The sequence below is a fragment of the Lysobacter defluvii IMMIB APB-9 = DSM 18482 genome, assembly GCF_000423325.1.
Taxonomy (GTDB): domain Bacteria; phylum Pseudomonadota; class Gammaproteobacteria; order Xanthomonadales; family Xanthomonadaceae; genus Novilysobacter; species Novilysobacter defluvii.
Genome location: NZ_KE384007.1, coordinates 1 through 19,090 on the forward strand (window position 1 = coordinate 1; position 19,090 = coordinate 19,090).

23 protein-coding genes and 4 tRNA genes are annotated in these 19,090 nt (G+C 72.1%); 10 read left to right on the forward strand and 17 right to left on the reverse strand.

What is annotated here, in order from left to right; genetic code table 11:
• Nucleotide 1 precedes the first annotated feature (1 nt).
• The 12 genes from tuf to G545_RS0111680 form a co-directional block, all read right to left on the reverse strand.
• A complete protein-coding gene (gene tuf / locus G545_RS0111625; RefSeq protein ID WP_027070118.1) occupies nt 2-1,192 on the reverse strand; it encodes an elongation factor Tu in 1,191 nt (396 codons plus the stop codon).
• A gap of 39 nt (nt 1,193-1,231) precedes the next feature.
• Nucleotides 1,232-1,307, reverse strand: a tRNA-Thr gene (locus tag G545_RS0111630).
• A 37-nt stretch (nt 1,308-1,344) separates the two neighbouring features.
• Nucleotides 1,345-1,418, reverse strand: a tRNA-Gly gene (locus G545_RS0111635).
• A 58-nt stretch (nt 1,419-1,476) separates the two neighbouring features.
• Nucleotides 1,477-1,562: transfer RNA gene (locus tag G545_RS0111640), tRNA-Tyr, on the reverse strand.
• A 50-nt stretch (nt 1,563-1,612) separates the two neighbouring features.
• Nucleotides 1,613-2,704, reverse strand: a complete 1,092-nt coding sequence (gene ychF, locus G545_RS0111645) for a redox-regulated ATPase YchF (RefSeq protein WP_027070527.1) — start codon at nt 2,702-2,704, stop codon at nt 1,613-1,615.
• A complete protein-coding gene (gene pth / locus G545_RS0111650) occupies nt 2,704-3,294 on the reverse strand; it encodes an aminoacyl-tRNA hydrolase (protein ID WP_027070528.1) in 591 nt (196 codons plus the stop codon). Before pth ends, ychF begins: the two co-directional genes overlap by 1 nt.
• Nucleotides 3,291-3,932: a 50S ribosomal protein L25/general stress protein Ctc gene (locus G545_RS0111655; RefSeq protein WP_027070529.1), complete on the reverse strand. Its 642-nt coding sequence runs from the start codon at nt 3,930-3,932 to the stop codon at nt 3,291-3,293. Before G545_RS0111655 ends, pth begins: the two co-directional genes overlap by 4 nt.
• Nucleotides 3,933-4,034: 102 nt before the next feature.
• Entirely contained in the window at nt 4,035-4,994 is a 960-nt protein-coding gene (locus G545_RS0111660; RefSeq protein WP_027070530.1) for a ribose-phosphate diphosphokinase, read from the reverse strand.
• A gap of 22 nt (nt 4,995-5,016) precedes the next feature.
• A tRNA-Gln gene (locus G545_RS0111665) sits at nt 5,017-5,093 on the reverse strand.
• Between the two features lie 7 nt (nt 5,094-5,100).
• Nucleotides 5,101-5,997 carry a 4-(cytidine 5'-diphospho)-2-C-methyl-D-erythritol kinase gene (gene ispE, locus G545_RS14620; RefSeq protein WP_052106863.1) on the reverse strand — a complete coding sequence of 299 codons (897 nt, stop codon included), beginning with the start codon at nt 5,995-5,997 and terminating at the stop codon, nt 5,101-5,103.
• Entirely contained in the window at nt 5,994-6,644 is a 651-nt protein-coding gene (gene lolB, locus G545_RS14625; RefSeq protein ID WP_052347326.1) for a lipoprotein insertase outer membrane protein LolB, read from the reverse strand. Before lolB ends, ispE begins: the two co-directional genes overlap by 4 nt.
• Nucleotides 6,641-8,275 carry a tetratricopeptide repeat protein gene (locus G545_RS0111680; RefSeq protein WP_027070531.1) on the reverse strand — a complete coding sequence of 545 codons (1,635 nt, stop codon included), beginning with the start codon at nt 8,273-8,275 and terminating at the stop codon, nt 6,641-6,643. Before G545_RS0111680 ends, lolB begins: the two co-directional genes overlap by 4 nt.
• Nucleotides 8,276-8,406: 131 nt before the next feature.
• Here G545_RS0111680 and hemA point away from each other — a divergent pair, with 131 nt between their 5' ends.
• From hemA to G545_RS14630, 3 genes are read left to right on the forward strand one after another with little or no spacing between them, the layout of a single operon-like run.
• Nucleotides 8,407-9,675, forward strand: a complete 1,269-nt coding sequence (hemA, locus tag G545_RS0111685; protein ID WP_027070532.1) for a glutamyl-tRNA reductase — start codon at nt 8,407-8,409, stop codon at nt 9,673-9,675.
• Entirely contained in the window at nt 9,672-10,757 is a 1,086-nt protein-coding gene (prfA, locus tag G545_RS0111690; protein ID WP_027070533.1) for a peptide chain release factor 1, read from the forward strand. Before hemA ends, prfA begins: the two co-directional genes overlap by 4 nt.
• 7 nt (nt 10,758-10,764) lie before the next feature.
• Nucleotides 10,765-12,474, forward strand: a complete 1,710-nt coding sequence (locus tag G545_RS14630) for an O-linked N-acetylglucosamine transferase, SPINDLY family protein (protein ID WP_043711768.1) — start codon at nt 10,765-10,767, stop codon at nt 12,472-12,474.
• On the opposite strand, the gene G545_RS0111700 is transcribed toward G545_RS14630, so the two are convergent.
• Genes G545_RS0111700 through G545_RS0111710 form a run of 3 tightly spaced genes read right to left on the reverse strand, consistent with a single transcriptional unit; the run spans nt 12,454 to nt 14,601 of the window.
• Entirely contained in the window at nt 12,454-12,726 is a 273-nt protein-coding gene (locus G545_RS0111700) for an acylphosphatase (RefSeq protein ID WP_027070534.1), read from the reverse strand. The genes G545_RS14630 and G545_RS0111700 overlap by 21 nt on opposite strands.
• Nucleotides 12,723-13,292 (reverse strand): TlpA family protein disulfide reductase, encoded by a 570-nt coding sequence (locus G545_RS14635; RefSeq protein ID WP_052106899.1) that lies wholly within the window; start codon nt 13,290-13,292, stop codon nt 12,723-12,725. Before G545_RS14635 ends, G545_RS0111700 begins: the two co-directional genes overlap by 4 nt.
• Before the next feature lie 46 nt (nt 13,293-13,338).
• The gene (locus G545_RS0111710) at nt 13,339-14,601 is read right to left on the reverse strand and encodes a YihY family inner membrane protein (RefSeq protein WP_027070535.1); all 1,263 of its coding nucleotides are present in this window, start codon (nt 14,599-14,601) and stop codon (nt 13,339-13,341) included.
• Between the two features lie 90 nt (nt 14,602-14,691).
• Here G545_RS0111710 and wrbA point away from each other — a divergent pair, with 90 nt between their 5' ends.
• The 3 genes from wrbA to G545_RS0111725 are packed head-to-tail and all read left to right on the forward strand — an operon-like array spanning nt 14,692 to nt 16,177.
• Nucleotides 14,692-15,282: an NAD(P)H:quinone oxidoreductase gene (gene wrbA, locus G545_RS0111715; RefSeq protein WP_043711773.1), complete on the forward strand. Its 591-nt coding sequence runs from the start codon at nt 14,692-14,694 to the stop codon at nt 15,280-15,282.
• Entirely contained in the window at nt 15,279-15,632 is a 354-nt protein-coding gene (locus G545_RS0111720) for a DUF2069 domain-containing protein (RefSeq protein ID WP_052347327.1), read from the forward strand. The genes wrbA and G545_RS0111720 overlap by 4 nt, the downstream gene beginning before the upstream one ends.
• Nucleotides 15,633-15,691: 59 nt before the next feature.
• Nucleotides 15,692-16,177: an asparaginase domain-containing protein gene (locus G545_RS0111725; RefSeq protein ID WP_027070538.1), complete on the forward strand. Its 486-nt coding sequence runs from the start codon at nt 15,692-15,694 to the stop codon at nt 16,175-16,177.
• Between the two features lie 19 nt (nt 16,178-16,196).
• Here the strand turns inward: G545_RS0111725 and G545_RS0111730 are convergent, their stop codons facing one another.
• A complete protein-coding gene (locus tag G545_RS0111730) occupies nt 16,197-16,484 on the reverse strand; it encodes a hypothetical protein (RefSeq protein ID WP_027070539.1) in 288 nt (95 codons plus the stop codon).
• A gap of 5 nt (nt 16,485-16,489) precedes the next feature.
• Nucleotides 16,490-17,047, reverse strand: coding sequence for a putative Fe-S cluster assembly protein SufT (gene sufT / locus G545_RS0111735; RefSeq protein ID WP_027070540.1), 558 nt, complete (start codon nt 17,045-17,047; stop codon nt 16,490-16,492).
• A gap of 107 nt (nt 17,048-17,154) precedes the next feature.
• On the opposite strand from sufT, the gene G545_RS0111740 reads away from it, so the two are divergent.
• From G545_RS0111740 to G545_RS0111755, 4 genes are all read left to right on the forward strand, one after another.
• Nucleotides 17,155-17,574, forward strand: coding sequence for a hypothetical protein (locus G545_RS0111740; protein ID WP_027070541.1), 420 nt, complete (start codon nt 17,155-17,157; stop codon nt 17,572-17,574).
• A gap of 143 nt (nt 17,575-17,717) precedes the next feature.
• Entirely contained in the window at nt 17,718-18,266 is a 549-nt protein-coding gene (locus G545_RS0111745) for an RNA polymerase sigma factor (protein WP_052347338.1), read from the forward strand.
• Complete coding sequence (locus tag G545_RS15690; RefSeq protein ID WP_027070543.1) at nt 18,263-18,655, forward strand: hypothetical protein; 393 nt, start codon at nt 18,263-18,265, stop codon at nt 18,653-18,655. Before G545_RS0111745 ends, G545_RS15690 begins: the two co-directional genes overlap by 4 nt.
• 2 nt (nt 18,656-18,657) lie before the next feature.
• The gene (locus tag G545_RS0111755) at nt 18,658-19,089 is read left to right on the forward strand and encodes a DUF3106 domain-containing protein (RefSeq protein ID WP_027070544.1); all 432 of its coding nucleotides are present in this window, start codon (nt 18,658-18,660) and stop codon (nt 19,087-19,089) included.
• The last annotated feature ends 1 nt before the right edge of the window (nt 19,090 follow it).

Below are 19,090 nucleotides of genomic sequence, written 5' to 3' on the forward strand. Positions count from 1 at the left end.
ATTACTTGATGATCTTCGCCACCACGCCGGCGCCGACGGTGCGGCCACCCTCGCGGATCGCGAAGCGCAGGCCCTCGTCCATCGCGATCGGGTTGATCAGCTCGACGGCCATCTTCACGTTGTCGCCCGGCATCACCATCTCCACGCCCTCCGGCAGCGTCACCGCGCCGGTGATGTCGGTGGTGCGGAAGTAGAACTGCGGACGGTAGCCCTTGAAGAACGGGGTGTGGCGGCCGCCCTCGTCCTTGCTCAGCACGTACACCTCGGCCTCGAACTGGGTGTGCGGGGTGATCGAACCGGGCTTGGCCAGCACCTGGCCGCGCTCCACGTCGTCACGCTTGGTGCCGCGCAGCAGCAGGCCCGCGTTGTCGCCCGCCTGGCCCTGGTCCAGCAGCTTGCGGAACATCTCCACGCCGGTGACCGTGGTCTTGGTGGTCGGACGGATGCCGACGATCTCCACCTCGTCACCCACCTTGATGATCCCGCGCTCGATGCGGCCGGTCACAACGGTCCCGCGGCCGGAGATCGAGAACACGTCCTCGACCGGCATCAGGAAGGTCTTGTCGACGTCGCGCTCCGGGGTCGGGATCCACTCGTCGAGCGCGTCCACCAGCTTCATGATCGCCGGCACGCCGATGTCGCTCTGGTCGCCTTCCAGCGCCTTCAGCGCCGAGCCCTTGATGATCGGGGTGTCGTCGCCCGGGAACTCGTACTTGGACAGAAGCTCGCGCACTTCCATCTCCACCAGCTCCAGCAGCTCCTCGTCGTCGACCATGTCGGCCTTGTTGAGGAACACCACGATGTACGGGACACCGACCTGGCGCGCCAGCAGGATGTGCTCGCGCGTCTGCGGCATCGGGCCGTCCGCGGCCGAGCACACCAGGATCGCGCCGTCCATCTGTGCCGCACCGGTGATCATGTTCTTCACGTAGTCGGCGTGGCCCGGGCAGTCCACGTGCGCATAGTGGCGGGTCTCGGACTCGTACTCCACGTGCGAGGTCGAGATCGTGATGCCACGCGCCTTCTCTTCCGGCGCACGGTCGATCGCGTCGTAGGCGCTGAACTCGCCGCCGAAACGCTCCGCGCCCACCTTGGTCAGCGCCGCGGTCAGCGTGGTCTTGCCGTGGTCGACGTGACCGATGGTGCCCACGTTCACGTGCGGCTTGGTGCGCTCGAACTTACCCTTGGCCATGGCTTTTCTCGATGAAGTCGTACAGGGGTACGGTTGAGTTGGTGCTCACGACTGGAATCGAACCAGCGACCTCCTCCTTACCAAGGAGGTGCTCTACCGACTGAGCTACGTGAGCGGGTTTGTGCCAGGCAGGCGCTTCGTCGCGGCATCAATGGAGCGGGAGACGGGAATCGAACCCGCACCATCAGCTTGGAAGGCTGAGGTTCTACCATTGAACTACTCCCGCGCCGGACACGCCTGCTTGGGTACTGCAACCGGAAACTGGTAAGGCATCCGGGTAAAGCTGGTGGAGGGAGGTGGATTCGAACCACCGAAGGCGTAAGCCAGCAGATTTACAGTCTGCCCCCGTTGGCCGCTTGGGTATCCCTCCAGCGAGCCCGCAATTCTGGCGACCCCCAAACGGGAAGTCAACGCTTTTTTCTATACGTTGAAGCGGAAATGCAGGATGTCGCCCTCCTGCACGCGGTACTCCTTGCCTTCCAGGCGCAGCTTGCCGGCCTCGCGGGCGCCGGCTTCCCCGCGATAGCGGATGAAGTCGTCGTAGGCGATGGTCTCGGCGCGGATGAAGCCCTTCTCGAAATCGGTGTGGATCACCGCCGCCGCCTGCGGCGCGGTGGAGCCGGCCTTCACCGTCCAGGCGCGGACTTCCTTCACGCCCGCGGTGAAGTAGGTCTGCAGGCCCAGCAGGGTGTAGGCGGCGCGTATGACCCGGTTCAGCCCCGGCTCGTCCAGGCCCAGGTCGGCCAGGAACGCGTCGCGGTCCTCGTCGTCGAGTTCGCTGAGTTCCTCCTCGATGGCGGCCGAGACCGGTACCACCTCGGCGCCCCCCGCCGCGGCATGGCGGCGCACCGCCTCCAGGTGCGGGTTGTCCTCGAACCCGCCCTCGAGCACGTTGGCCACGTACATCACCGGCTTGAGCGTGAGCAGGAACAGGTCGCGGATGGCCGCGCGGTCGTCGTCGGACAGGTCCAGCGCGCGTACCGCGGTGCCTTCGGCCAGCCCGTCGCGCACCCGGCCGAGCACCTCGACGCGGACCTTCGCGTCCTTGTCGCCGGACTTGGCGTTGCGCTCGGCGCGCTGCAGTGCGCGCTCGACCGAATCCAGGTCGGCCAGGGCCAGCTCGGTGTCGATGGTCTCGATGTCGGAAATCGGGTCCACCTTTCCGGCGACGTGGACGATGTCGCCGTGCTCGAAGCAGCGCACCACGTGGCAGATCGCGTCGACCTCGCGGATGTGCGCCAGGAACTTGTTGCCCAGCCCCTCCCCGCTCGCCGCGCCGGCGACCAGGCCGGCGATGTCGACGAACTCGACCGCGGTCGGCACCACCTTCTGCGGCTTGATGATCTCCGCCAGCGCATTCAGGCGCGGGTCCGGCACCGGCACCACGCCGACGTTGGGCTCGATGGTGCAGAAGGGGAAGTTGGCCGCGGCAATGCCCGCCCGGGTCAACGCATTGAAGAGGGTCGATTTGCCGACGTTCGGCAGGCCGACGATGCCGCACTTGATGCCCATCAGTTCTTGCCCGTGTGGAGGCGCTTCATGGCCTCGTTGAAATCGCCCTCGATCGCCAGCGGGAGCACGTCCAGGGCGTCGTCGATGGCGCGGAGGATGAGGGTCTCGTCCTCACCCGAGGGCCGCCCGAGCACCCAGGGGGTGACGCGGTCCTTGTGGCCGGGATGGCCGATGCCGATGCGCAGGCGGTGGAAGCGCCCGTGCCCGAGCAGCTTCATGGTGTCGCGAAGGCCGTTCTGGCCGCCATGGCCACCGTCGAACTTCAGCCGCGCGGTGCCCGGCGGCAGGTCCAGCTCGTCGTGGGCCACCAGGGCCTGCTCCGGTTCCAGCTTCCAGTACCGCAGCGCGGCGGCGACGGACTTGCCGGATAGGTTCATGAACGTCGCCGGCTTGAGCAGGCGCACGGTGCGCCCGCCCACGCTGGCCTGCGCGGTCTCGCCGAATACCTTGGCGTCCACGCTGAAGCGGACGCCCAGGGCGTCCGCGACGGAATCGATGAACCAGGACCCGGCGTTGTGCCGGGTCCTGGCGTAGTCGGCGCCGGGATTGCCCAGGCCGACGATCAGGCCGAGGCCGTCGCTTCCGGTCACTCGCCGGCCGACTCGCCTTCGGCGTCCTCGCTGCCTTCCTCGTCCTCGGCACCGCCACCGGTGCGGCCCTTGCGGGCGACGACTACGGCGATGTCCTGGTCCGGACCCAGGGCCAGGGCCGGGATCTCGACGCCTTCCGGCAGCTGCAGCTGCGACAGGTGGATGATGTCGCCCAGCTCCAGGTTGGCCAGGTCGACGACGATGTTCTCCGGCAGGTCCTTCGGCAGGCAGCTGACCTCGACCTGGTTCAGCTCCTTCATCACGATCACCTCGGCGCTCTTGCCGGCCGGGGAGATCTCCTCGTTGATGAAGTGCAGCGGCACCTCGGTGCGCAGGGCCTGGTTCTGGTCGATGCGCTGGAAGTCCAGGTGCATGATGACCTGCTTGTACGGGTGGCGCTGGATGTCGCGCAGGATCACGCTCTCGGCCTTGCCGTCGACTTCCAGGTTCAGGATCGAGGAGTAGAACCACTCGTTCTGCTGCGCCAGCCAGATCTTCTCCTGGTCCAGCTGGACCAGCTGCGGCTCGGCATTGCCGCCGTAGATGATGGCCGGGATGGCCCCTTCGCGACGCAGGCGGCGGCTCGCACCCTTACCCTCGACGCTGCGGCCCGTGGCCTTGATGGTGTGTTCGGACATTTCGGTTTGCTCGATTGGTACAGCGATGGACCGCCTCGCGGCGGCGTGGAAGGTTCGCCCGCGACCAGGCGAACCGGAAACGGATCAGTGTAACGCCGCGCGTCAGTCGACGTAGAGCGAGCTGACCGATTCGCCGAAGGCGATGCGGCGGATGGTCTCGGCCAGCAGCTCGGCCACGCTGAGCTGGCGCACCCGGCCGCACTCGCGCGCGGCCTGGCTCAGCGGGATGGTGTCGGTGACCACCAGCTCGTCGAGCTGGGAGCTGCCGATGTTGCTGATCGCCGCGCCCGACAGCACCGGGTGGGTGCAGTAGGCGACGACCTTGGTGGCGCCGTTGGCCTTGAGGGCGGCCGCCGCGGCGCACAGGGTGCCGGCGGTGTCGACGATGTCGTCGACCAGCACGCAGGTCTTGCCCTGCACGTCGCCGATGATGTTCATCACCGTGGCCACGTTGGCGCGGGGGCGGCGCTTGTCGATGATCGCCAGGTCGGCGTCGTCCAGGCGCTTGGCGATCGCCCGGGCGCGGACCACGCCGCCCACGTCGGGGCTGACCACCACCATGTTGTCGGTGCCGTGCGCGCGCCAGATGTCGGCCAGCAGCAGCGGCGAGGCGTAGACGTTGTCGACCGGGATGTCGAAGAAGCCCTGGATCTGGTCGGCGTGCAGGTCGATGGTCAGCACCCGGTCGCAGCCGACCGCGCTGAACATGCTGGCGGCGACCTTGGCGGTGATCGCCACCCGCGACGAGCGCGGCCGGCGGTCCTGCCTGGCATAGCCGAAATACGGCACCACGGCCGTCACCGAGGCGACCGAGGCGCGCTTGAGGGCATCGACCAGCACCAGCAGCTCGACCAGGTTCTCCGCGCTGGGCGCGCAGGTGGGCTGGATGACGAAGACCTCCTGGCGGCGGACGTTCTCCTCGATCTCCACCTGGACCTCGCCGTCGGAGAACCGGCTGACGAGCGCCTTGCCCAGGCGCACGCCGAGCTCGCGGCACACGGACTCGGCCAGGGGGCGGTTTGCGTTCCCGCTGAATACCAGGAGGTTGCGATCGGTGTGCATGGCGGCTGCTGGTTGTGCAATCTGGCAGGGGCGGCAGGATTCGAACCTGCGGATGCCGGGATCAAAACCCGGTGCCTTGGACCACTTGGCGACGCCCCTTTAGACGTCAGGCCGGCACCTGCGGCGCAGGAACCGGGAAACCCCGTCCTTCGAGCGCATCCAGCAGCGGCGAGCGCGGCGCACCGGCCGCCACCCGGGGAGCGAGCCCCGTCGGCACCTGCGCCAGCGCTGCTTCGGCCTCCGCCCGGGTGGCGAATTCGACGAAGCAGCCGCTACCGGACCCGGTCAGGCGGGGCCTGCCGAAGCGCGCCAGGGCCGCGAAGGCGGCGTCCACCGCCGGTTCGCGCCCGCGCAGCACCGGCTCGAAGGCATTCCCGAGCTGCCGGCCCGAAGCGAAGTCCGCTATTGTCACGGGCGCCGCGTCACGCGTCAATTCAGGGGCCTGGAACAGTTCCGCGGTCGGGACCTGCACGCCCGGGTCGACCAGCAAATACCACGCCGGCGGCAGCCGGAGTGGCTCCAGCCGTTCCCCCACCCCTTCGGCCCAGGCGTTGGCACCGTGGACGAACACCGGGACGTCCGCGCCCAGGCCGAGGCCGATCCGTGCAAGCCGCTCGACCGTGCTCCCGGTCCCCCACAGCGCGTCCAGCGCGCGCAGCACCGTCGCGGCATCGGAGGAGCCACCTCCGAACCCGCCCCCCGCCGGGATGCGCTTGTCGACGCCGATGTCGGCGCCGAGGGGGGTACCCGTGGCCGCCTGGAGCGCCCGCGCGGCGCGGACCACCAGGTCGTCCTCCGGCGCCACCCCGGGCACGGTGTCGCCGTGGCGCTCGATCCGCCCGTCCGAGCGCACCCGCAGGTGGACGGTGTCGCCCCAGTCCAGCAGCCGGAACACGGTCTGCAGCAGGTGGTAGCCGTCCGCGCGGCGGCCCGGGATCCGCAGGAACAGGTTCAGCTTGGCCGGCGCCGGCCAGGCGCTCCAGCCGTCGCCGCCCGGGCTCATCCGTCGACGCCCATCCACTCATCCACCACCAGCCGCACCCGGGCCTCGCCGCGCGTGGCCTCCACGCGATCGGGAAGCACCGGCCCGGCACGGGTCCCATCCCCGGCGGCGGGAGGCCAGTGGTACTGGATGCGCCAGCCGTCCTGCTCCATGTACCGCGGCAGGCCGTCGGTGCCGTATTCGATGCGGGCCGGCCCCAGGGCGGGTTCGCGCAGGCCGCGGATCCAGGCCGGCAGCGCACGCAGGGGCACGTCCCAGCCGGTGGCCTCGAGCAGGAGCATGCGCGCGTCGAAGCCGCGCCTCGGGCCGCCCTCCACGCCCTCCAGCAGGGCGCCGTCGGGCCCGGCGGACAGGCGCCAGCCCTGGCGCGTGACCGGCGCGCTGACCGACACCTCGAAGCCGTCGCCCCGCTGCTGCCAATCCAGGCGCCCGCTGCCACCGCGCCCGGCGTTGGAGGCGGCGATGCGGCCGCCCAGCGACCACTCGGTGTCCGCGGCCAGGGCCTGCTCGCGCGCCTGCTGGGCGGCCTCGAACCGGGCGCGCAGCGCCGGGTCCTCGACCGCGGGGGCACGCGGCGGCGGCGCGCTGGCGCAGGCGGCGAACAGGGACGCCACGCAAAGCGCGGCCAGCAGGCGGATCGTGTTCATGCGCCGGTTTTCTCCAGGGCGCGCTGCAGCGCGCGGTTGTCCGGGTCGAGCCCGCGGGCCTGCTCGAACCATTCCCGCGCCTCGTCGCGGCGGCCCAGTACCCACAGCACCTCGGCCACGTGCGCGGCGATCTCGGCGTCCTTCTGCATCGAGAAGGCACGCCGCAGCTCCACCAGCGCTTCCTCGTGACGGCCGAGCCGGTGCAGCACCCAGCCGTAGCTGTCGATGATCGCGGCGTTGTCGGGTTCGGCGGCGCGGGCGCGGTTGATCAGCTCCAGCGCCTCCTGGTGGCGGTCGGTGCGGTCGGTGAGGGTGTACCCGAGTGCGTTGAGCGCGGCCACCGAATCGGGGTCGATCACCAGCACCCGCCGCAGGTCGGCCTCGGCCCGGGCGATGTCGTCGCGCCGCTCCCAGGCCAGCGCGCGGGCGTAGAGGATCTCCGGGTCGTCGGGGAATGCCGCCAGTCCGCGCGCGTAGGCCGCGGTCTCGGCGTCCAGCGCGTCGTCGTCGGCGTGCAGCGCGGCCTCCATGAGGTAGGCATCGCGCAGCACCTCCTCGGGCGCGTCGGCATCGGACTGCAGCTCGTGCAGGCGGGCGAAGGCCTCCTCGCCGCGCCCCAGCTCGTGCAGCACGCGCGTGCTGCGCAGGCGCGCCGTCCAGCGCTGCGGGCCACCGGGCACGCTCTGGTACCACTCCAGCGCCTGATCATGGAGTTCCAGGTACTCGGCGATCTGCCCCAGCAGCAGCCGGCGGCGCGGATCGGGGTCGGAAGCGCCCTCGCGCAGTTCCCCGTACAACGCGGCCAGCGCCTCGCGGTCCTCGGCCTTCGCCAGCAGCGAGGCGCGCAGGGCGTGGCTCTGCTCGTCCTGCGGACCCTGGGCGAGCACCCCGGCGGCGGCGGCGGGATCGCCCAGGGCGTCGTATTCCCAGGCCAGCGCGAGGCGCAGCGCAGTGTTCCCGGCGGCGCCGGGCGCCACCCGCGCCAGCACTTCGCGCGCCTCGTCCGCGCGGCCGGACTCACGCAGCTGGCTTGCATGCAGCAAGGCGACCCGCGGCTCGTCGGGGAACCGGTCCACGACGTCGGCAACGATGCGCTCGGCCAGCTCCTGCTCGCCCAGCCGCTGCGCCAGCCCACCCATGGCCAGCCAGGCCTGCAGTGAATCCGGGATCCGGCCTTCCTCCACCAGCCGGGCGAGGAGCGGCGCGGCGGCCTCCGGACCGGCGTCGGCGAGCACGCCGAGGGCGCGCCGCCAGCCCGCGTCCGCCGGCCCTTCCATCAGTGCACGCAGGTGGCGCATCGCGGCGCGCCGGCGCCCGTCGCGGATCGCCAGCGTGGCCTCCGCCGCGGCCAGGTCGAGCCCGTCCGCGCCGTGGTCGCGCCACAGCCCGAGTGCCCTGGCGGCGACCTCGTCGTCGCGGGCGAGCAGCGCGACCGCGGTCGCCCGCCGGGCGAGGTCGGCATCGCCGGTGATCCTGGCCGCCTCCAGGTAGTCCCGTCCGGCCTCCTCCAGGCGGCCGGCCTGCAACGCGAACTCGGCCCGGAGCAGCGGCTCGAGCGCGGCCGCCACGTCGACCTGCTCCTCCGCCGCGGACGCCGGGGCGAAGGCGAACAGCGCCACCGCCAGGAGCATGCCGCGGATGAACAGGCGCGTGCCCCGCTGCACGCGGGGGCCCGGACGCGGCGGCGGGGCCGGTAGAATGTCGGCTTTCATCGCGCGCAGCTTAGCGCAAGGACCCCGGCCGGCCGCGCCGGCATCGCCGCATGAAACTGCTAGTCCTCGGCATCAACCACCAGACTGCGCCGGTCAGCCTGCGCGAGCGCGTGTCGTTCCCCGACGCGGCGCTGCCGCGTGCCCTCGCGGAGCTGCGTGGCCTGGACCGCGTGCGCGAGGCGGCGGTGCTGTCGACCTGCAACCGCACCGAGGTCTATGCCGTTGCCGAGGACGAGGATGGCGGCGAATCGGTCGCCCGCTGGCTGGCGCGGCAGGCCGGCGAGGAAGGCGCCTCGCTGCAGGATTACCTGTACCGCCACGTGGACGCGGACGCGGCGCGGCACCTGTTCCGCGTCGCCACGGGCCTGGACTCGCTGGTGCTGGGGGAACCCCAGATCCTGGGGCAGGTGAAGCAGGCCTGGGCCGGCGCCCGCGGCACCGGGAGCCTGGGCGCGCAGCTGGACCGGCTGTTCCAGCACGCCTTCACCACCGCCAAGCGCGCCCGCACGGACACCCTGATCGGCGCCAACCCGGTGTCGGTGGCCTCCGCGGCCGTGCGCCTGGCGCAGGAGTCCTTCGCCCCGCTGGAGGACTCCACGGTGCTGCTGGTAGGCGCCGGCGAGACGATCGAACTGGCCGCACGGCACTTGTCGCAGGCGCGGGTGCGCCGCCTGCTGGTGGCCAACCGCACCCTGCTCCACGCCCAGGAACTCGCCAGCCGCCACGGCGGCGTGGCGCTGCCCGTGGCCGACATCCGCCAGCACCTGGGCGAGGCCGACGTGGTGATCTCCGCCACCGCGGCGCGCGAGCCGGTGCTCGGCGTGGAGCACTTCACCCACGCCCTGTCCCAGCGCAGGCACCGGCCGATGCTGGCCCTCGACCTGGCGGTCCCCCGCGACATCGCGCCGGCCGTCGGCGACCTGCGCGACGTGTACCTGTACACCGTCGACGACCTGGAGCGCTCGGTGGAGGACAACCGGCGCAGCCGCCGGGACGCCGCCCAGGCCGCCGAGGCGATCATCGACCTGCAGGTCGGCCGCTTCATGGAGGGCGAGGCGGTACGTGCCGGCAGCGCGCCCGTGCGGCGGCTGCGCGCGCACGCGGAGGCCGCCCGCGAGGAGGTGCTCGGGCGCGCCCGGGCCCGCCTGGCGGCCGGCGAGGCGCCCGACGAGGTGCTCGCCTACCTGGCCCACACCCTGACCAACCGGGTGCTCCACACCCCCACCGTGGCCCTGCGCGAGGCGGCCGCCAATGGCGACCGAGAGCTGCTGCGCGCGGCGGGCCGCCTGTTTGGCGCCGAACCCGACCCCGACGCATGAACCCGAACCTGCGACAGAAACTCGAGGTGCTCGCCGAGCGCCGGGAAGAGCTCGAGCGCCTGCTGGCCGAACCCGACGTGATCGGCGATGCGGCCCGGTTCCGGCAGCTGTCGCGCGAGTTCTCCCAGCTCGAGCCGCTCGCCGCGGCGCTCGCCGCCGAGGCGGCCGCGCGCGAGGACCTCGCCACCGCGCAGGCCATGCGCGCCGACCCCGAACTGCGCGAGCTCGCCGAGGAGGAGATCCAGGCGGCCAGCGCGCGCCTGGAGGAACTGGACGCCGAGCTGCTCGCCCACCTGGTGCCGAAGGACCCCCGCGACGAGGGCGACCTCTACCTGGAGGTGCGCGCCGGCACCGGCGGCGACGAGGCGGCGATCTTCGCCGGCGACCTGTTCCGCATGTACTCGCGCTTCGCCGAGCGGCAGGGCTGGCGGGTGGAGGTCGAGTCGGCCAATCCCGGCGAGCACGGCGGCTTCAAGGAAGTGATCGCCCGCGTCGAGGGCCGGGGCGCCTATTCGAAGCTCAAGTTCGAGTCCGGCACCCATCGCGTCCAGCGCGTGCCGGAGACCGAGTCCCAGGGCCGGATCCACACCTCCGCGGCGACGGTGGCGATCATCGCGGTGGAACCGGAGGGCGAGCCGGTGGAGATCAACCCGGCGGACCTGAAGGTCGACACCTTCCGTTCCTCCGGTGCCGGCGGCCAGCACGTCAACAAGACGGATTCGGCCATCCGCATCACCCACCTGCCCTCGGGCATCGTGGTCGAGAGCCAGACCGAGCGCAGCCAGCACGCCAACCGCGACAAGGCGATGAAGCGGCTGGCCGCGACCCTGGCCGAGCGGCAGGCGGCGCAGGCCGCGGCGGCGATGGCGGCTGATCGCAAGCTGCAGGTCGGCTCGGGGGACCGGAGCCAGCGGATCCGCACCTACAACTACCCGCAGGGCCGGATCACCGACCACCGCGTCGAGGGGCTGACCCTCTACGACCTGCCGAACGTGCTCGACGGCGGCCTCGATTCCCTCGTGGAGCGGCTGCAGGCCGAGCACCAGGCCGACGAGCTGGCGCGCCTCACCGGGGAAGGGTGAGCCGGTGATGGGTCGCGATCCGCGGCTGCAGGCACGCGAGCAGGTCCGGCGCCATCCCGGGCATCCCGGCACGTGGATCCTGCTGGCGGAGGCCGAGCTCGACGCGGGTGATGCCCGTGCCGGCGAGGCTGCATGCCGGCGCGCCCTGGCGCTGGCGCCGGGGCATCCCGAGGCGCTGGCCCGGCTCGGCCGGGCGCAGTGGATGCTGGGGCGCCATGGCGTCGCCGCCGACAGCCTGCGTTCGGCGGCAGCGGCGGCACCGGGGCACCCCGGAATCGCGCTGTGGCTCGGCCACGCCCTGGAGGACGCCGGCGAAGCCGAAGAGGCGGCCGATGCCTACGCACGCGCCCATGCCCTCGCGCCCGGCGAGCCGAGGATCGCCGCCTACCTGCTCGCCTGGCGAAGGCGGCTGTGCGACTGGCGGGGGCTCGACGGATTGTCGGCACAGGTGCGGGCGGCGGTGCGCAGCGGCCGCGCGGCGGTCGAACCCTTCGCTTTCCTGGCCGAGGACGCCACCGCCGCCGAGCAGCTGCAGTGCGCGCGCGGCTGGGCGGCCCCCCTTGCGGCCTCGGTCCGGCCCATGCCCGCCGCCCCGGTACGCCCGGTGGACCGGCCGCTGCGCCTGGGCTTCCTGTCGAACGGCTTCGGCGCGCACCCGACCGGGCTGCTGGTCGTGGCGATGATGGAAGCGATGGCCGCCGCGGGACGGGCCGAGCCGCACCTGTTTGCGCTCGATCCCAACGACGGCAGCCGGGTCCGCCGGCGGCTCTCGGCGGCGACGCGCTTGCATCCGCTCGAAGGCCTCGACGACGGGCGGGTCGCCCAGGCCATCCGCGGGGCCGGCATCGACGTGCTGTTCGACCTGCGTGGATGGGGCGGTGGCGGGCGCCCGGGTGTGTTGGCAATGCGGCCGGCTCCGGTGCAGGTGAACTGGCTCGCCTACCCCGGCACCTCCGGTGCGCCCTGGATCGACTACGTGCTGGCCGACGGCTTCGTGCTGCCGGAAACGCTGGCCCCGCACTTCAGCGAGCGCGTGGTGCGGCTGCCGCGCTGTTTCCAGCCGTCCGACACCACGCGCGACCTCCCCGATCCGCCTTCGCGCGAGGTCTGCGGGCTGCCCCCTTCGGGGGTGGTGTTCTGCTGTTTCAACAACAGCTACAAGCTCAATCCCCGCAGCGTCTCGCGGGCGCTGCGCGTACTCGGGGGAGTGCCGGGCAGCGTCCTGTGGCTGCTGTCCGGCCCCGGCCGCGCGAACCAGCGCCTGCGGGAACAGGCCGCCGCGCATGGCATCGAGCCGGGCCGGCTGGTGTTCATGGACAAACAGCCGCATGCCGCGTACCTGGCCCGGCTGCAGCTGGCAGACCTGTTCCTGGACACGAGCCCCTACAACGCCCACACCACCGCGTCGGACGCGCTGTGGGCGGGCTGCCCGGTGCTCAGCTGCCCCGGAGACGGTTTCGCCGCCCGGGTGGCGGGCAGCCTCAACCACCACCTGGGCCTGCCGGGGATGAACGCGCGCGACGACGCCGGGTTCATCGAACAGGCCACCGCACTCGGCAACGACCGCGAGGCCCTGCGGGTTTTGCGCGCGCAGGTGGCGGACCGCCGGCGCGAAAGCGGCCTGTTCGACATGGACGGGTTCGCCGCCGACTTCGTTTCCGCGGCGGCCGCCATGGCCGGTCGCCGGCCCGGGGTTCTACAGCACCTCGAAGCCTGATCCGGCTTCCCGCGGATCCGCCTCGACGCGTTCCAGCGCCTCCACCCGGGCCGCCGGGGGGCCGCTGCGCAGCCAGGCAGCCAGCGCGTCGATGGCGGCGGATTCTCCCGCGGCCAGCACTTCCACCCCGCCCCCGGTCAGGTTGCGCGCGTACCCCCGCAACCCGAGCGCGCGGGCCTGTTCGCGGGTGGAGGCACGGAAGTACACCCCCTGCACCCGGCCTTCCACCAGGAACCTTGCGGCGGCGGTCATGCCCCTGCTCCCTGCGGCTCGGCGGGGGGTTGGCCCGGCGCGGGACCGCCGGCGGCCTCGATCGCCTCCTCCAGCATCGGCGCGGTCACCGGGCCGAGGAACTCCTCCACCACCCGCCCGTCGGGCCCGATCAGCCACGTCATCGGCAGGCCCCGCGGGGTCGGGAAATCCGCCGGCGGGTCGAGCGTGTCGACGATGGCGACCGGATACGTGACCGGGTGGCGCTCGAGGAACTCGCGCATCGCCTCCGGCTCGATGTCCTCATAGGCCAGGCCGATCACCTCCACGTGCGCGCGCATGCTCGCCAGCGCGGACAGCTCCGGCATTTCCTCCAGGCACGGGCTGCACCAGGTCGCCCAGTAGTTCACGACCACCCAGCTCCCGCGGTGGTCGGCCAGGTCGTAGTCCTGCCCGTCCACGGTGGCCAGCTTCAGCGACGGCACGTGCGCGCCACCGGCCCCGTCGGGCCCGGAAGTCCCGGCAGACATGGCGGGCCTGGACGGGCCGTCGATCGACGGGACGGATGCCTCGTCCTGCGCGGCCGGCCGGCAGCCCGCCACGAGCATTGCGAGCGAGGTCGCGACCAGGAGGACGGCGGTTCGCACGGTACGGCTACTCCCTGGAATGGATGCTGGAAACACGGCGCTTGAGCAGCTCCCGCAGCGGCACGCGCAGTTCGTCGAGCGCCTCGCGGGCGCCACGCCCGAGCGCGTCGTCCTGGTGCGGCAGGTGCGCCTCGGCGACCGGGATGCGCAGTGCGCCCGCCTCGTAGAGCTCGGCGAGGCTGAGCGTATCAAGGTCGCGTGCAAGCACCCATTCACCGCTCTCGGCGCGTGTCACCACCCGGATCGATTCCAGCTGCCCGAGCATCTCCTGCACCAGCGCGTCGGTGAGGATCGGCTCCAGCTCCACGATCTCCCCGCTGTGCAGGCCGGCGCCGCGGGAACGGGCCTGGTCGAAGCGCCCCAGCAGCCGCAGCAGGCCGTACAGCTCGTATCCGTCCGGGATCCGCAGTGATACCGGCTGGTAGCGGAAGGCCGAGATCGCCGACGCCACCGATGCGCCCAGCAGGACCGCCACCCAGCCCAGGAACACCCAGATCAGGAACACCGGCACGAAGGCGAGCGTGCCGTAGATGCGTGCGTAGCCGGTGAACAGCCCCAGGTAGACGCCGATCCCCCACCGCACGAGTTCGAACAGCACCACCGCCAGCGCCGCCCCGGCCATGGCGTGGCGCAGCTGCACCGTGCGGTGCGGCACGACCTTGTAGATCGCGGTGAACACCAGCAGCTCCAGGGCCATCGGCGCCAGCCGCAGCAGGTTCTGCTCCAGCACCACGCCCGGCACGGTATCGAACACCGACAGGGCGAAGAACCGCGCCGACACCGCGAGGCTGGCTGCGGCCAGCAGCGCGCCCAGGGTCAGCACCGTCCAGTACACGAGGAAGCGCGTGATCCGGGGCCGTGCCGAGGAGACCCGCCAGATCCGGTTGAAGGTCGCCTCCACCCCGTTGAGGGTGATCAGCAGCGAGGCCACCAGCGCCACCGTGCCCGCGGCGGTCAGCTGGCCGACGTTGCCGGACAGCTGCAGCAGCCATGACTCCATGGAACGCGCCGCCGAGGGCACGAAGTTCGAGAAGACGTAGTCGCTGAGGCGCTCGCTCCATTCGCCGAACACCGGGAAGCCCGACAGCACGCCGAACACCACCATCGACAGCGGCACCAGCGCGAACACGGTGGTGTAGGCCAGCGCGCCGGCCGCCTGGAAAACGTTGTCCTCCATGACCCGGCGCAGCAGGAAGCGGCCGAAGCTGCGCACCCGCGCCCGGTCGCGTGCCCGTGCCCCCCAGTCCCGGATGATCCGCCGCAGTTCCATCGGCGGCAGCGTACCCGATGCGCCAGGGCAGGCGCGGCTTGCCCGGCGGGCTGCACTATCCTTGTGCGCCCACCGGATGGACGAAACGCAATGCCCGAGATCCTGGTCCTCTACTACAGCCGCGGCGGCTCCGTGGCGCGGCTGGCCCGGCAGGTCGCGCGTGGCGTGGGGGAAGTCGAGGGCATGCAGGCCCGGGTGCGCAGCGTCCCGCCGGTGGCGCCGGTGACCAGTGTCGCCGCCCCGCCGGTGCCGGACGAAGGCGCTCCCTACGTGGAACGCCGGGACCTGGAGGAGTGCGCCGGGCTCCTGCTGGGCAGCCCCACCCGCTTCGGCAACATGGCCGCCCCACTCAAGCATTGGCTCGATGGGCTGGGCGCGGAGTGGGCGAGCGGGACCCTGGTGGGCAAGCCGGCGGCGGTGTTCACGTCGACGGCGTCGATGCACGGAGGCCAGGAATCGACCCTGCTCTCGATGATGCTGCCGCTGCTGCACCACGGCTGCATGGTGCTGGGGATCCCCTTCACCGAGCCGGCGCTGTCGACCACCCGCAGCGGCGGCACTCCCTACGGCGCCAGTCACGTCAGCGGCCCCGACGACGACCCGCAGCCGACCGACGAGGAGGCGCGCCTGGCGCGCGCGCTCGGCCGCAGGGTCGCCGCCACCGCGGCGCGGCTGGCATGAGCGCCCGTCCCGCACGGCCGCCCGGCGAGCCGGCGCTGGTCGCCAGCCTGGCCCTGTTGGTCGTGCTGTACCTGGCCTGGTTCCTGCCGATGCGCGACTACGTCGCCGCGGCGGTATTCGCGCTGCCGGCGCTATGGCTCGCGAGCGGCCTGTGGATCGGCCGGCGCAAGCTGGCCATGTGCGCGGCGACGCTGTCGCTGGCCTGGTTCAGCCACGGGATCATGGTCGCCATGACGCGCCCGCCGGAGCGCTGGCCGGCGCTGGCCGAGACCGCCCTGGCCCTGCTGGTGCTGTTCACCGCCTGCCTGCCGGGACTGAAGGCGGTGCGGGACCGGCGCCGGCGGGGCTGACCGGGGCCGCGGCGGCGCGCCGCCCTATAATCGCGGGTCCCCACCCCACCCGGCCTGCAATGGACCAGCTCTGCATCGTCACCACCGGCGGCACCATCGACAAGATCTACTTCGACGACAAGTCGGACTACCAGATCGGGGAGCCGCAGATCGGCCGCATCCTCGACGAACTGGGGGTGCAGTTCGGCTATCGGGTGATCCCGATCCTGCGCAAGGACTCGCTGCACCTGAACGACGGCGACCGCGAGCTGGTGCGCGCGACCATCGCCGCCCAGGACACCCGCCACGTGCTGGTCACGCACGGGACCGACTCGATGGTGGCGACCGCGCGCGTGCTGGAGTCGATCCCCGACAAGACCATCGTCCTGACCGGCGCGCTGAACCCGGCGCGGTTCCACGGCTCGGACGCGGAGTTCAACATCGGCACCGCGGTGGGCGCGGTGCAGGCGCTGCCGCCGGGCGTGTACATCGCGATGAACGGGCGGATCTGGGATCCGCGCCACGTGCGCAAGAACGTGTCCGCGAACCGCTTCGAAGCAGCCTGACGGCCAGCCGGCGGCGTTCCTACCCGTCGGCCATGCGGCCACCGGCGATGGCCGCCATCGCGTCGGCTTCCGCGTACTCCACGTCCCCGCGCGTGCGGGCGTGCCCGAGCAGGCGCTCCATCCCGGAGGCATCCAGCGGCGGGGTGGCCACGGCCAGGTCGGCGCCGGTGGCGAGCCGGCGACGCCACGCCAGGCCGTCCAGCCCGGCCGCGGCGGCAATCGCGTCCAGGCGCCGCTGCAGGGCGTCGCTGCCCGGTTCGGGCCGGTCGTTCTCGCGGAACGCGATGATGACGCGGGCGGACACCATGGCGGTCAGAACATGCCCGTTTCCAGCCGCGCGGCCTCGGACATCATGTGCTGGTTCCACGGCGGGTCGAACACCAGCTCGACATCGGCCTCGGCAATGGTCGGGATCAGCTCCAGCGCGTCGCGCACGTCCGCGACCAGGATGTCCCCCATGCCACAGCCGGGCGCGGTGAGGGTCATGCGCACGCTGGCCAGGTACTCGCCGTCCTTCTCCGGGTGCGGATCGAGCGTGGCCTCGTAGATGAGGCCCAGGTCGACCACGTTGATCGGGATCTCCGGGTCGAAGCAGGTGCGCAGCTGGTTCCACATCATCCGCTCCACGTCCCCGATCGAGGCGCCCTCCGGGAGCTCGAGCGGCGGGATCGGTTCCTTGCCGATGGCGTCGGCGTCCTGACCGGCGATGCGGAACAGGTTCCCGTCCACGAACACCGTGTAGCTGCCGCCCAGCGCCTGGGTGATGTAGCCGGCGCTGCCGACGGGCAGGGTGACATGGTCGCCCTGGGGGACGAGGACGGCCGGGCAATCGCGCTCGAAGCGCACCGGTTCACTGCTGCGGGAATACATGGGCGGGGGCGGGATTCTTGCGGATTCGAAGTAGGACCATTCTAGTCCAATATCCCCTCCACCACGCGCCCGCTATGCTGTGGCGCTTGCCTCCCGGTCAGCCCCGCATGCCCCCTTCCCGCCCGTCCCGCGCGCGCCCGACGCTGTCCTCCCTCGCCCTGCTGTTGCTGGGGATCGCCGGCTTCGTGGCGCTGTGGAGCATGCTCTCGCTGTCCACCGGGCGGCAGCACGGGTGGATGGCGGTGCTGGGCGCGCTGGACGTGGTCCTGATGTTGCGCCTGGGGCGGTGGCCGGCGGGACCAGGACGCGTGCTGGCCGCGCTCGCCGGGACCGCGGCCGTGGTCGTGGCCAGCAACTGGCTGGTAATCGCCGGGCAACTCGGGCGGATGCTGGGACTGACACCGCTGCAGTCGGCACTGAAGCTGGGCAGCCACCATGCCTGGACCCTTGCCCAGCTGGCCAACGGCACCCTGGAAATCGTGATGGCGGCGCTTGCGCTGCTGGTCGCGGCGCTCGCGTCCCGCTAGCGGCGGCGCGCCGCGCGACCCGGCGTGTCAACCCCGCGCGGCCGGGTGCGTTTCCCCTGCAAGCCGCGCTGTCCGCACGCTTGCCGCGACAGCGCACCCGATATGCTCGCCCCGTGACCCACGATGCCCGCGACACCGACTCCGTGCCACCCGATGACGTGCAGGACGCTTCCCGGCGTGGATTCCCCACGCTCGAGGCCTTCCTTGCGCACGTCGGTGCGCGTGCCTTCCGCTTCGCCGAGCTGGGCCTGCGCAACCGCGAGGACGCCATGGACGCGGTGCAGGACGCCATGATCCGGATGCTCCGCTACCAGGACCGCCCGTCGGAGGAGTGGACGCCGCTGTTCTGGCGGATCCTGCGCAGCCGCATCGTCGACATCCAGCGTCGGCGCACGTTCCGCCTGCGCTGGATCTCACCGGCGGCGCCGCACGAGGACGGCTCGATGCCCGAATGGGCCGACGACGCGCCGGACCCGTCGCGGGCCCACGAAGGCCGCGAGGCCTACGCCCGCCTGGCCGATGCCGTGGCCGCGCTGCCGCGGCGCCAGCGCGAGGCGTTCACCCTGCGCGTGCTGGAGGAACTGGACGTGGCGACGACCGCCGAGGCGATGGGGTGCAGCGAGGGGTCGGTGAAGACCCATCTCTCGCGCGCCCGCGAAGCGCTGCAGCGCCAGATGGAGGATTGGAAATGACCCCTCGCGACCCGCGACCCGCCACCGCGGCGGAGTTCGACCGCCAGGCCCGCGCGCTGTACCGCCAATCGCTGGAACAGGTGCCGGCCGGGGTGCATGCGCGCCTGCGCCAGGCGCGCGGCGCCGCGCTGGCGGGCCCGCGGCACCGGAGCCCGCCGTGGCTCCCGGCAACGGCGGTGCTGGCGGTGGTGGCCCTTGCCGGGCTGCAGCCGGCACCGGAACGCGCGCCGGAGGCGCCGCTGGTGCTGGCCGCGCCGGTGGACGCCGACGTGCCCACGCCGCTCGCCCTCTCCGATCCGGAGCTGGCGTTGATCCTCGACTCCCTCGACCACAACCCCGATTTCTACCTGTGGCTGGCGTCCAGCGACGACGCCGTGCCGGAGCGCTGAGCATGAAGATGACCCCGAAGCCCCTCATCGCCGCATTGCCCGTCCTGCTGGCGCTGGCCTGGGCGCCGCCCGCCCGCTCCGCCGACGCCCCGCTGCCCGCATGGGAGCAGCTGGAGGCCGCGCAGCGCGAACTGCTGGTCGCGCCGCTGCGCGAGCGGTGGGACAGCCACCCCGAGGACCGCCGCAAGATGCTCGAGCGCGCCGGCCGTTGGCAGGAGCTCACCCCCGAGCAGCGCAAGCGCGCGCACCGCGGCATGGACCGCTGGAAGCACATGACGCCTGAGCAGCGCGAGAACGCCCGTGCGCTGTACTCGCACATGCGCACCCTCTCCCCGGAGGCACGCGACGAGCTTCGGCGCGAATGGAAGCAGATGAGCCCCGAGCAACAGCGCGCATGGGCGCGGGCGCACCCGGCGCCGGCCCGCGACGACTGAG

Bases quoted from the DNA above. Each gene is read 5' to 3' on its own strand.
- G545_RS0111680 (WP_027070531.1), bottom strand. From the start codon at position 8,275: ATGCTCCTGGCGGTGGCGCTGTTCGCCTTCGCCCCGGCGTCCGCGGCG.
- G545_RS0111725 (WP_027070538.1), top strand. From the start codon at position 15,692: ATGGACCAGCTCTGCATCGTCACCACCGGCGGCACCATCGACAAGATC.
- prfA (WP_027070533.1), top strand. From the start codon at position 9,672: ATGAACCCGAACCTGCGACAGAAACTCGAGGTGCTCGCCGAGCGCCGG.
- G545_RS14635 (WP_052106899.1), bottom strand. From the start codon at position 13,292: ATGCTCGTGGCGGGCTGCCGGCCGGCCGCGCAGGACGAGGCATCCGTC.
- G545_RS0111660 (WP_027070530.1), bottom strand. From the start codon at position 4,994: ATGCACACCGATCGCAACCTCCTGGTATTCAGCGGGAACGCAAACCGC.
- G545_RS0111755 (WP_027070544.1), top strand. From the start codon at position 18,658: ATGAAGATGACCCCGAAGCCCCTCATCGCCGCATTGCCCGTCCTGCTG.
- G545_RS15690 (WP_027070543.1), top strand. From the start codon at position 18,263: ATGACCCCTCGCGACCCGCGACCCGCCACCGCGGCGGAGTTCGACCGC.
- tuf (WP_027070118.1), bottom strand. From the start codon at position 1,192: ATGGCCAAGGGTAAGTTCGAGCGCACCAAGCCGCACGTGAACGTGGGC.
- G545_RS0111710 (WP_027070535.1), bottom strand. From the start codon at position 14,601: ATGGAACTGCGGCGGATCATCCGGGACTGGGGGGCACGGGCACGCGAC.
- G545_RS0111700 (WP_027070534.1), bottom strand. From the start codon at position 12,726: ATGACCGCCGCCGCAAGGTTCCTGGTGGAAGGCCGGGTGCAGGGGGTG.
- hemA (WP_027070532.1), top strand. From the start codon at position 8,407: ATGAAACTGCTAGTCCTCGGCATCAACCACCAGACTGCGCCGGTCAGC.
- G545_RS0111740 (WP_027070541.1), top strand. From the start codon at position 17,155: ATGCCCCCTTCCCGCCCGTCCCGCGCGCGCCCGACGCTGTCCTCCCTC.
- G545_RS14630 (WP_043711768.1), top strand. From the start codon at position 10,765: ATGGGTCGCGATCCGCGGCTGCAGGCACGCGAGCAGGTCCGGCGCCAT.
- sufT (WP_027070540.1), bottom strand. From the start codon at position 17,047: ATGTATTCCCGCAGCAGTGAACCGGTGCGCTTCGAGCGCGATTGCCCG.
- ispE (WP_052106863.1), bottom strand. From the start codon at position 5,997: ATGAGCCCGGGCGGCGACGGCTGGAGCGCCTGGCCGGCGCCGGCCAAG.
- lolB (WP_052347326.1), bottom strand. From the start codon at position 6,644: ATGAACACGATCCGCCTGCTGGCCGCGCTTTGCGTGGCGTCCCTGTTC.
- G545_RS0111655 (WP_027070529.1), bottom strand. From the start codon at position 3,932: ATGTCCGAACACACCATCAAGGCCACGGGCCGCAGCGTCGAGGGTAAG.
- ychF (WP_027070527.1), bottom strand. From the start codon at position 2,704: ATGGGCATCAAGTGCGGCATCGTCGGCCTGCCGAACGTCGGCAAATCG.
- G545_RS0111730 (WP_027070539.1), bottom strand. From the start codon at position 16,484: ATGGTGTCCGCCCGCGTCATCATCGCGTTCCGCGAGAACGACCGGCCC.
- wrbA (WP_043711773.1), top strand. From the start codon at position 14,692: ATGCCCGAGATCCTGGTCCTCTACTACAGCCGCGGCGGCTCCGTGGCG.
- G545_RS0111720 (WP_052347327.1), top strand. From the start codon at position 15,279: ATGAGCGCCCGTCCCGCACGGCCGCCCGGCGAGCCGGCGCTGGTCGCC.